Raw genomic sequence first — 10,264 nt, 5'->3', positions numbered from 1 at the left:
CGGCTGGATTGCCCGCAGGGCAATTCCAGCCCCGCCGGCGTTTGAGGCGCGGGTCTGGGCGGAGCCCAGGGTGCCGCGCAGCGGCACATCCAGCCTCGCCGGCGAGGCCTCGGTCAGGCCAGCCACACCGGCAGCGGGCGTACGGCTTCGCGGAGCGCAGCGGCGACAGCCCGGAACTCCTCCTGGCGGGCCGTGCCGGTCCGCATGGCCAACGCGATCCGCCGCGACGGCGCCGGTTCGGCGAAGTACCCGGTGGCCAGGTATTCGTTGCGGGCGGTCTCCAGCCGCAGGGCGGTACGCGGCAGCAGCGTCACTCCGAGTCCCCCTGCGACCAGTTGTACGAGGGTGGACAGCCCGGCGGCGGTCGTGGTGACGTCCGCGCCCGAGGTGCGCCCCGCCTCGCGGCAGATGTCGAGGGCCTGGTCGCGCAGGCAGTGCCCCTCGTCCAGCAGCAGCAGTTGCAGGCCGCGCAGTTCCTCCAGCGGAATGTCCCGCCGCCCGGCCAGGTCGTGCTCCCGCGGCGCCAGCAGGACGAAGTCCTCGTCGAAGAGCGGGAGTTCGGTGACCCCGGGAACCCCCAGCGGCACCGCCAGCAGGAGCAGGTCGAGCCGCCCGCCGGCCAGCCCGTCCAGCAGCGAGGACGTCTGCTCCTCGTGCACCTGGAGGTCCATCCCGGGGTAGCGCCGGTGGAAGAGGCCGAGCACGGTCGGCAGCAGGTACGGCGCCACCGTGGGGATGACCCCGAGCCGCAGCACCCCGGTGAACGGCGCGCGCACGGCCTCGGCCTCCTCCAGCAGCCCACCCATCGCGTCGAGCACCACCTGGGCCCGGGCCGCGATCCGCTCCCCCGCCGGGGAGAGCAGCACCTTGCGGGTGGTTCGCTCCAGCAGCTGCACGCCGAGGGCCTCCTCCAGGGCGGAGACGGCTCCGGAGAGCGCCGGCTGGCTCATGCCGATCGCCGCGGCGGCATCCCTGAAGTGCAGGTGCTCGGCGACCGCCGCGAAGGCGCGCAGCTGCGCGAGCGTCGGCTGCTTCGGTTGCTTCAGTTGCTTCGCCTGCTTCGCCTGCTTCGTTCCCCTACTACCCACAGCCACTGATAGGTACCTCCGATCACCTGCCGCAAGAGTAGCTATTTCTTTAATCAATGCAGGTGTGTCAGCATGTGAGATCCGTCCAACCCCCTCGGAAATCCCCCAAAAGGGGCACTTTCCATTCCGTAAGGAGAGCGCGTGCTCACTGTCGGCGACCAGTTCCCCACCTTCGACCTGACCGCATGCGTCTCGCTTGAAGCCGGCAGCGAGTTCGCGCAGATCGACCACAAGACGTACGAGGGCAAGTGGAAGGTCGTCTTCGCCTGGCCGCTCGACTTCACCTTCGTCTGCCCGACGGAGATCGCCGCCTTCGGCAAGCTGAACGAGGAGTTCGCCGACCGCGACGCGCAGGTCCTCGGCTTCTCGCTCGACTCCGAGTACGTGCACCACGCCTGGCGCAAGGACCACGCCGACCTGCGTGACCTGCCCTTCCCGATGATGTCCGACATCAAGCGCGAGCTCTCCGCCGACCTCGGCATCCTGGGCGAGGACGGCCTGCCGATGCGCGCCGTGTTCATCGTCGACCCGAACAACGAGATCCAGTTCTCGATGGTGACCGCCGGCTCCGTGGGCCGTAACCCCAAGGAGGTCCTGCGGGTCCTCGACGCCCTGCAGACCGACGAGCTGTGCCCCTGCAACTGGAACAAGGGCGAGAGCACCCTCGACGCCGGCGCCCTGCTGGCCGGTGAGTGACGGATGTCCCTCGACTCCCTCAAGTCCGCCATACCGGACTTCGCCAAGGACCTGAAGCTGAACCTCGGTTCGGTCATCGGGAACCAGGACACCCTCACGCAGCAGCAGCTGTGGGGCACCGTACTGTCCTGCGCGATCGCCGCCCGCTCCCCGCGCGTCCTGCGTGAGCTGGAGCCGGAGGCGAAGGCGGCCCTGTCGCCGGAGGCGTACACCGCCGCCAAGTCCGCCGCCGCGGTCATGGCGATGAACAACGTCTTCTACCGCACCCGCCACCTGCTCTCCGACCCGGAGTACAACAGCCTGCGCGCGGGCCTGCGGATGAACGTCATCGGCAACCCGGGCGTGGAGAAGGTCGACTTCGAGCTGTGGTCGCTCGCGGTCTCCGCGATCAACGGCTGCGGCCAGTGCCTGGACTCGCACGAGCAGGTCCTGCGCAAGCACGGCCTCGACCGCGAGACGGTCCAGGAAGCCTTCAAGATCGCCTCGGTGATCCAGGCCGTCGCCGTCACCCTCGACGCGGAAGCGGCCCTGGCCGCCGAGTAGTCACCCGTACGAAGACCAACAGGGCCCCCGCAGCCGTCACCGGCGGCGGGGGCCCTGCCCGTTCACTTCTTCTTCAGCGCCACCAGCAGAGCCCGCATGTCCTCGATCGCCGCCGACGCCAACGCGTCGGTGTCGGCATCGGCGCCCCCCTCGTCCCCCATCCAGTTGACGGTGATCGTGAGGACCACTCCGCCGTCGAGTACCTGGAGCCTGGACGCGCGCATGTATCCGTGGAGCAGCGCCCGCTCCCCCAGCTCGGGGATCTCCGCCACCTCGTCGATCTCCGGGCCGAGGAGCAGATCGCGGTCGAGGCCGGCCCCGAACTCCGGCCCGGGATCGGACTTCTTGTGCAGTTCGACCTGCACCTGGCCGTAGTAGGCGAGCTTGCCGTCGGGCTCCCGGGGGCCGGACCACTCCCCGTTGAACTCGCAGGTGGCCCAGTCCAGGGCGGGGCTCTCCGCATGCCGGGGCTCCCTCTGCGCAAGGGGCCCGGTCACCTTGGCGAGCATCGCCAGCGGCGCCTCCCGGCACAGGTCCTCGGAGTGCCGGTACGAGATCCTCGGCGCCGTGGTGAATCGATCCTGCGCGGCCGGCACGCCCGCCCACACCGCCGAGGCCACCACGGCCCCGCCGAGCGCCCACAGCCAGGGCCGCGGCCGGCGCGGCAAGGGCTCGGGCGCCACCGCCTCCTCGGCCGGGTGGCCCGCGCCGCGCCACTCACCGTCGAGCTCGGGCTCCCCGATCACGCCTGCGGCCCCTCCCCACGGCCGATGGCCGTCGAGCCGTGCGGCGCCGGGCCGACCGGGGCGGCGGTCGGGTGGAGTTGCTCGCGCGAGTACGCCCGCAGGTAGCCCACCGCCGTGTTGGTGACGGCGACCAGCGGTACCGCGACCACGGCTCCGCCGATGCCCGCGATCATCCCGCCGGCGGCCACCGACAGCACCACCGCGAGCGGGTGGACCCGTACCGCCCGGCCCAGGATGAAGGGCTGGAGCACGTGCCCCTCGATCTGCTGCACCGCGAGCACCACGGCCAGCACCGCGAGGGCGACGACCGGGCCCTGCGTCACGAGCGCCACGACCACCGCGAGGGCGCCCGAGATCACCGCGCCGACGAGCGGGATGAAGGCGAACAGGAAGATGAAGACGGCGAGCGGCACGGCCATCGTCACGTCGAGGAAGTAGAGCCCGAGGCCGATGAAGACGGCGTCGATGAGCGCGACGAGCACGGTGCCCCGCACGTACGCGGTCAGCGTGCGCCAGGCGCGCGGGCCGGCGCCCGCCACACCGGGCCGGGCGGCGGCCGGGACCAGGCCGAGCACCCAGGTCCAGATGCGCTTGCCGTCGTAGAGCAGGAAGAGCGTCGAGAACATCGCGAGCAGGATGCCGGTCAGGACCTCGACGAGCACCGTCACGCCTTGCAGGCCGGCGGAGGTGATCTGCTCGGTGTTGGTGCCGATCGTCTCGCTGAGGTTCTTCGCGATGTCGTTGATCTGCTTCTCGGTCACGTGGAACGGACTGTCCAGTGCCCAGGTCTTGAGCTCGTTGATGCCCTCGCGGACCCGGTTGGAGAGGTCGTCGAGGTTCTCCATGACCTGCCAGACCACGAACCAGCCGACGAGTCCGATGACCACGAATCCGAGGATCGCGGTGACGGCGGTGGCGAGTCCGCGCGGCATGCCGAGGCGGCGCAGCCGCACCACGAAGGGCTGCAGGAGCGCGGTGACGAGCATGGCGGCGGCGAAGGCGAGGACCACCAGGCGGACTTCGCTGATCACCTTCATCAGCACCCAGAGCATCCCGGCGAGGAGCAGCAGCCGCCAGCTGAACTCGCCGGCCACGCGCACGCCCCACGGGACCACGCTCACCGGATCGGGGCGCTCGGGGAGGGCGACGGGGGCCGGCGCCGCGGCCGGGGCCCGCACGGGTACGGGCGGCGCGGGCTCGGGCGGCACGGCGGGGCCCGGGCGGTCGCCTCTCGCCTCGGCCGCGACTTCGGCGCGCCGCTCGTCGAGCGCCGCCTCCATCCGGTTCAGCCTGCTCCCCAGCCGGCCGAGCCAGCCTGCCCTCTTCGACATGTCTTTCCCTTCCCCCCGCCCCGGCGGTCACACCCCGACGACCGTACACGCGAGGAACCCCGCACCGTAGGACGGTGCGGGGCTCTTCGGGGTTGAGCGCGTGGTGCGGCGGCGGTGGTGCCTAGTACCAGCCGTTGGCCTGGTGGAAGTTCCAGGCGGCGCAGGGGCTGCCGTAGCGGTCTTCCATGTAGTTCAGGCCCCACTTGATCTGCGTGGCGGGGTTGGTGCGCCAGTCGGCACCGGCCGAGGCCATCTTCGAACCCGGGAGCGCCTGGACGAGGCCGTAGGCACCCGAGGACTTGTTCACCGCCAGGTAGTTCCAGGTGGATTCCTGGTTGATGATGTTGGAGAAGCACTGGAACTGACCGGCCGGGACCATCTGCTGGGCGATGGCCTTGACCTGGGCGACCGTGTAGGAGCTCTGCACGGCGAAGTCGCCGGCGCTGCGGGTGGCGGAGCGGCTGGCCGCTTCCTTCGCCTCGCGGTCCTTCCGCGCCTTCTCCTCCGCGGCCTTCTGCGCTTCGGCCTTCTTGGCCTTGGCGTCCTCGGCGGCCTGCAGACGGGCTGCCTCCGCCGCCGCACGGTTGGCGTCGGCGTCGGCGGCGTAGGCGATGCTGTCGGCCTGCTGGGTCAGGGACCCGTTCTGGACCGATGCGTGATCGCCGACCGGGATGTCAGTGAGGAGAGTCGCGCCGGACGCTGTCGTTTCGAGATCGTTCGAGGGGTCGCCGGTGGCAACGCCCACGACTGCGCCGACGGTGGTGACCGCGGTGGCCGAAGCCACTGCGAACCCCCGGACCGAGATCCGGCTCACACGGTGTCCTTCCAGCAGCGTCCGCAGTGACCGCGCGGGCGCAAAGTTGCCCTCGACGCTGGCCTCCGTGGTGCTTCGGTCACTGGAGGCGCGGGCCCGTGGGCAGCTCCCTCGCGGGGGCTGCCGCTTGAAACTCCGGGCGGCATACGGCAATCGGCTCTGGAGTTGTGGTGCTGCGCGTACCTCACGGGAGATACAGGTGTGCCGTATGCGGGGCCTGACGGAAACCAGACTCTGCCGGACCTCGACGCCGCAAGGCAATTCTCCGTTGCGTGGGAAAGGTCACACCTGGCATGTCGCCGCTGTTTTCACCAAAGGCCTGTGCAGCACGACGCCGCCCGGCTAGGCTCTCGGGCCTTTGCCGGGCGGCGCCAACTTCCTTTCCCGCTATGGGCGTTTTACCCCTGTCTGCCGGTTACAGCGATTCGAGCATCTCCGTGACGAGGGCGGCGATCGGCGAGCGCTCGGAGCGGTTCAGCGTGACGTGGGCGAAGAGCGGATGCCCCTTCAGTTTCTCGACCACGGCGACGACTCCGTCGTACCGGCCGACCCTGAGGTTGTCCCGCTGGGCCACGTCGTGGGTGAGAACAACCCGCGAATTCGCACCGATTCGGGACAGAACGGTCAGCAGGACGTTCCGTTCCAGGGACTGCGCCTCGTCCACGATCACGAAGGCGTCGTGCAGCGAGCGGCCGCGGATGTGCGTGAGCGGCAGGACCTCCAGCATCCCGCGGTTCAGCACCTCCTCGATGACCTCCCGCCCGGCCACCGCCGAGAGGGTGTCGAAGACCGCCTGCGCCCAGGGGCTCATCTTCTCGGAGGCGTCCCCGGGCAGATAGCCGAGGTCCTGCCCGCCCACCGCGTACAGCGGCCGGAAGACCATCACCTTCTGATGCTGCCTCCGCTCCAGCACGGCCTCCAGGCCCGCGCACAGCGCCAGCGCCGACTTTCCGGTGCCGGCCCGGCCGCCCATCGAGATGATGCCGATCTCGGGGTCGAGGAGGAGGTCCAGTGCGATGCGCTGCTCGGCGCTGCGGCCGTGCAGCCCGAAGGCCTCGCGGTCGCCCCGTACGAGCTTGACGTTGCCGTCGGCCGTGACCCGGCCGAGCGCCTTCCCGCGCTCGGACTGCAGGACCAGTCCGGTGTGCACGGGCAGTTCCGCGGCCTCCGGTACGTAGAGCCGGTCCTCGGAGTAGAGGAGGTCGACCTGCTCCGCGGAGAGGGCGAGCTCGCTCATGCCGGTCCAACCCGCGTCGGTGATCGCGAGCTCGGCGCGGTACTCCTCGGCGATCAACCCCACCGAGGAGGCCTTGATGCGCAGTGGGAGATCCTTCGAGACCACCGTGACGTCGTAGCCCTCGGCCTGGAGGTTGCGGGCGACCGCGAGGATGCGCGAGTCGTTGTCCCCCAATCGGAAGCCGGCGGGCAGGACACCCGGGTCGGAGTGGTTGAGCTCGACGCGCAGGGTGCCGCCCAGATCGCCCAGTGGGATGGGGGCGTCGAGGCGACCGTTGCGAACCCGGAAGTCGTCGAGCAGGCGCAGGGCCTGGCGCGCGAAGTAGCCGAGTTCGGGATGGTGCCTCTTGGCCTCCAGCTCGGTGATCACCACGATCGGGAGCACGACCTCGTGCTCGTCGAAGCGGGAGATCGCGTTGGGGTCTGCCAGCAGGACGCTGGTGTCGAGGACGTAGGTCCGCCTGTCGGGCAGGCGGCGCTTTGTGCTGGTCACCACGGAAGGACGTACCCCCTCGGAAGAGGTCGGGCCATGAAGACCGGACCGGTCATCGGCACCCATGCCGGGGCCGATTTCCGGCCCTCCCACTTCGTCCGTGCGAACCGCACGTGCGTCCTGGTGCAAAGGGCCTCCCGGGCGGACGACCCCATGCCGTCCGCTGAGACTCGACACCCGTGGATCGGGCATCGACCTGAAAGGGATATTCCCCGATCAGGCCAGGCCATGCCATGGCATATGACGGACGCTCGGTGAATCCCTGGTGAAGGGTTCCGGGGGAAGGGTCCCGGGGGAAGTGCGGGACGACATGCCGCTGCCCCGAGGTGCCGTCGGACGCCTCGGGGCAGCGGGGAAGGAAATGGGCCTCAGGTGCCGTAGCGCCGGTGGCGGGCCGCGTAGTCGCGCAGGGCCCGCAGGAAGTCGACCTTGCGGAAGGCCGGCCAGAAGACCTCGCAGAAGTAGTACTCGGAGTGCGCGCTCTGCCAGAGCATGAATCCGGACAACCGCTGCTCGCCGCTGGTGCGGATCACCAGGTCCGGGTCGGGCTGGCCGCGCGTGTAGAGGTGCTCGGCGATGTGGTCGATGTCCAGGATCTCGGCGAGCTCCTCGAAGGAGGTGCCCTTCTGCGCGTGCTCCAGCAGCAGTGAGCGGACCGCGTCGGCGATCTCCTGGCGGCCGCCGTAGCCCACGGCGACGTTGACGAGTATCCCGTCGATGTCGTGCGTGGCCTGCTCGGCCTCCTTGAGGACGGTCTGCGTCCGGGCGGGCAGGATGTCGAGGTTGCCCACGTGGTGGACGCGCCAGCGACCGTCCGCGGCGAGGCCCCGTACGGTGTTCTCGATGATGTTGAGCAGCGGGCGGAGCTCGACCTCGGGCCGGTCCAGGTTGTCGGTGGAGAGCATCCACAGGGTGACGACCTCGACGTCCGTCTCGGTGCACCAGCCCAGCATCTCGGAGATCTTGTCGGCACCGGCCTGGTGGCCCTGCTCCGTCGTGCTCCCGGCCGCCTTCGCCCAGCGCCTGTTCCCGTCCAGGATGACGCCGATGTGCTTGGGCGCCGCGTCATGGTCGAGGCGGCCTTCCACCCGGCGTGCGTAGAGCCTGTACACCAGGTCGCGCAGCTTCACGATCTTCCAGCCCCTCCGTGCAATGCCCCCGTGCGAAATGCGGTGCGGTCCCTCCCCCGAGTCCGCCACATTACTGCGCGCCGGGATGGGGTACCCAACTCGGTCTGTCACAACTCCGTGATAGGGAGGACAACGTGACTGATACCAATCCCTATCGGGCAGAACCCTCGCGCTACGACTCCATGGAGTACCGGCGCACCGGCCACAGCGGCCTCAAGCTCCCCGCCATCTCCCTCGGCCTCTGGCACAACTTCGGCGACGACAAGTCCCTCGCGTCCCAGCGTGCGATCCTGCGCCGGGCCTTCGACCTGGGCGTCACCCACTTCGACCTGGCGAACAACTACGGCCCGCCCCCCGGCTCGGCCGAGCTGAACTTCGGCAAGATCTTCGCGCAGGACTTCGCGTCCTACCGCGAGGAGCTGGTCCTCTCCACCAAGGCCGGCTACCTGATGCACCCGGGGCCGTACGGGGAGTGGGGCAGCCGCAAGTACCTGCTCGGCTCGCTCGACGCCTCCCTGAAGCGGATGGGCGTGGACTACGTCGACGTCTTCTACTCGCACCGCTTCGACCCGGAGACCCCGCTGGAGGAGACCATGGGCGCCCTCGCGTCCGCGGTCCAGCAGGGCAAGGCGCTCTACGTCGGCGTCTCCTCCTACACCGCGGAGCAGACGGCCGAGGCGGCGCGGATCCTGCGCGACATGGGCGTGCGGCCGCTGATCCACCAGCCCTCCTACTCCATGATCAACCGCTGGACGGAGGAGGACGGCCTGCTCGACACCCTGGAGGAGGCCGGCATGGGCTGCATCTCCTTCGCGCCGCTCGCGCAGGGGCTGCTGACGGGCAAGTACCTCAAGGACATCCCGGAGGGCTCGCGGGCCACCCAGGGCAAGTCCCTGAACCCGGCGCTGCTGTCGGAGGACGTCGTACGGCGCCTGAACGGCCTCAACGAGATCGCCGTGCGGCGCGGGCAGTCCCTCGCCCAGCTGGCGCTGAAGTGGGTGCTGCGCGACGAGCGGATGACCTCGGCCCTGATCGGCGCGTCGAGCGTGAAACAGCTCGAAGAAAACGTGGCGGCGCTGGCCGGAGCCCCCCTGTCGGAGGCCGAACTGAAGGAGATCGACTCCTTCGCGGTGTCCACGCCCGGCACGAACATCTGGGCTCAACGCAGCTGACCTGCGCGTATGCGCGCGGGGCACTGGGAACAAAAAACGGGCCGGTCCGTGGGGGGGATACGGACCGGCCCGAGGGGGGGGTTCCACCATAACCCTTCGTAAAGCGTGATGCGTGCATTGCCGCGACACGATTACGCTCCGAAGCCGCCCAGCAGCACTCCCGTGAGCGCGCCGGCGGCCATGAAGGGGCCGAAGGCGAAGGCCCGCTTCCGGGCCTCGGGGCCCCGCAGCACTAGGGCCAGCCCGTACAGGGCCCCGTAGAGGAAGCCCAGGAAGGCCCCCGCGACCCATACCCCCCACCCGTACCACCCAAGAGCGACCCCCAGCGAGAGCGCCAGCTTGACGTCGCCGAAGCCCATCCCGGCCGGGTTGATCAGGAACAGCAGCAGGTACGCGGCCCCGAGCGCGCCGCCCCCGAGCAGCGCGCCGCGCCAGTCGCCTCCGGCTCGGGGCAGCAGGGCGGCCGCCCCGAGCCCGGCGGCGGCCGCGCCGGCGAGCGGCAGGGTCAGCACGTCGGGCAGCCGGTGCACGGCCCGGTCGACCCGGGCGAGCAGCACCAGCGCCGGGGCGAGCCCGAGGTACACCGCCAGCTCGGGCCGCGGCCCGACGGCTGCCGCGAGCGCGGCGCAGACCGCCCCGGTGAGGGCGACGAGGGGGATGGCACGGCTCCCGTACCCGTGCGGGGCCGATGGCGCGGGCGGCGGGGTGTCCGGGCCCTGCGCGAGGACCCCTGCGGGAACCCGGCAGCGCGCCGGCCCGAGCCAGCCGCGCAGCGGGTGCCCCTCGGGGCAGCGGTCACGCCAGGGCTTTCCGGGCTCGACGGAGAACCGGTACGCGGCGCGCGGCAGCAGCCGGCCGGCGGTGGCGCCGTAGCCGGCGGCGAGGACGATGAGGACGACACCCATCCGGCGACGGTAGCCGGGTTCCTGGGGCTCCGCCCCAGACCCCGCGGCGGAAATTTTTGAAGGCGCCCGGGGGGTTTGGGGCCGGGCGCGCCGCGGACGGTTGGGGTGCG

Annotated in this window: 10 protein-coding genes; 3 read left to right on the top strand and 7 right to left on the bottom strand. The window is 70.5% G+C overall.

Annotated features, from left to right (window positions below; all coding sequences use genetic code 11):
• Positions 1 to 113: 113 nt before the first annotated feature.
• Positions 114 to 1,094, bottom strand: coding sequence for a hydrogen peroxide-inducible genes activator (locus ACFV9H_RS40515; protein WP_385408861.1), 981 nt, complete (start codon positions 1,092 to 1,094; stop codon positions 114 to 116).
• 135 nt (positions 1,095 to 1,229) lie between these two features.
• Here ACFV9H_RS40515 and ACFV9H_RS40510 point away from each other — a divergent pair, with 135 nt between their 5' ends.
• Both ACFV9H_RS40510 and ACFV9H_RS40505 read left to right on the top strand, forming a co-directional pair.
• Entirely contained in the window at positions 1,230 to 1,784 is a 555-nt protein-coding gene (locus ACFV9H_RS40510; RefSeq protein ID WP_385408859.1) for a peroxiredoxin, read from the top strand.
• Positions 1,785 to 1,787: 3 nt separating this feature from the next.
• A complete protein-coding gene (locus tag ACFV9H_RS40505) occupies positions 1,788 to 2,327 on the top strand; it encodes an alkyl hydroperoxide reductase (RefSeq protein ID WP_385408857.1) in 540 nt (179 codons plus the stop codon).
• Positions 2,328 to 2,389: 62 nt separating this feature from the next.
• On the opposite strand, the gene ACFV9H_RS40500 is transcribed toward ACFV9H_RS40505, so the two are convergent.
• From ACFV9H_RS40500 to ACFV9H_RS40480, 5 genes are all read right to left on the bottom strand, one after another.
• Positions 2,390 to 3,073 (bottom strand): hypothetical protein, encoded by a 684-nt coding sequence (locus ACFV9H_RS40500; protein ID WP_385408855.1) that lies wholly within the window; start codon positions 3,071 to 3,073, stop codon positions 2,390 to 2,392.
• A complete protein-coding gene (locus ACFV9H_RS40495; RefSeq protein ID WP_385408853.1) occupies positions 3,070 to 4,404 on the bottom strand; it encodes an AI-2E family transporter in 1,335 nt (444 codons plus the stop codon). The genes ACFV9H_RS40500 and ACFV9H_RS40495 overlap by 4 nt, the downstream gene beginning before the upstream one ends.
• Before the next feature lie 121 nt (positions 4,405 to 4,525).
• Entirely contained in the window at positions 4,526 to 5,218 is a 693-nt protein-coding gene (locus ACFV9H_RS40490; RefSeq protein ID WP_385408851.1) for a transglycosylase SLT domain-containing protein, read from the bottom strand.
• Between the two features lie 415 nt (positions 5,219 to 5,633).
• Entirely contained in the window at positions 5,634 to 6,950 is a 1,317-nt protein-coding gene (locus ACFV9H_RS40485; protein WP_385408849.1) for a PhoH family protein, read from the bottom strand.
• 365 nt (positions 6,951 to 7,315) lie between these two features.
• Positions 7,316 to 8,077 carry an isoprenyl transferase gene (locus ACFV9H_RS40480; RefSeq protein WP_385408847.1) on the bottom strand — a complete coding sequence of 254 codons (762 nt, stop codon included), beginning with the start codon at positions 8,075 to 8,077 and terminating at the stop codon, positions 7,316 to 7,318.
• 134 nt (positions 8,078 to 8,211) lie between these two features.
• On the opposite strand from ACFV9H_RS40480, the gene mgrA reads away from it, so the two are divergent.
• The gene (gene mgrA, locus ACFV9H_RS40475; RefSeq protein WP_385408845.1) at positions 8,212 to 9,249 is read left to right on the top strand and encodes an L-glyceraldehyde 3-phosphate reductase; all 1,038 of its coding nucleotides are present in this window, start codon (positions 8,212 to 8,214) and stop codon (positions 9,247 to 9,249) included.
• 131 nt (positions 9,250 to 9,380) lie between these two features.
• Here mgrA and ACFV9H_RS40470 read toward each other — a convergent pair whose 3' ends face one another.
• Positions 9,381 to 10,154, bottom strand: coding sequence for a prepilin peptidase (locus ACFV9H_RS40470; RefSeq protein WP_385408843.1), 774 nt, complete (start codon positions 10,152 to 10,154; stop codon positions 9,381 to 9,383).
• Positions 10,155 to 10,264: the final 110 nt, after the last annotated feature.

Source organism: Streptomyces sp. NPDC059874 (genome assembly GCF_042731135.1).
GTDB lineage: Bacteria > Actinomycetota > Actinomycetes > Streptomycetales > Streptomycetaceae > Streptomyces.
Note: the sequence above shows the minus strand (reverse complement) of the source record. Positions and strands in the feature narration are given on the sequence as shown.

What these genes read in the sequence shown, in the direction of transcription:
- ACFV9H_RS40505 (WP_385408857.1), top strand. Translation starts at nt 1,788, where the DNA reads ATGTCCCTCGACTCCCTCAAGTCCGCCATACCGGACTTCGCCAAGGAC.
- ACFV9H_RS40470 (WP_385408843.1), bottom strand. Translation starts at nt 10,154, where the DNA reads ATGGGTGTCGTCCTCATCGTCCTCGCCGCCGGCTACGGCGCCACCGCC.
- ACFV9H_RS40495 (WP_385408853.1), bottom strand. Translation starts at nt 4,404, where the DNA reads ATGTCGAAGAGGGCAGGCTGGCTCGGCCGGCTGGGGAGCAGGCTGAAC.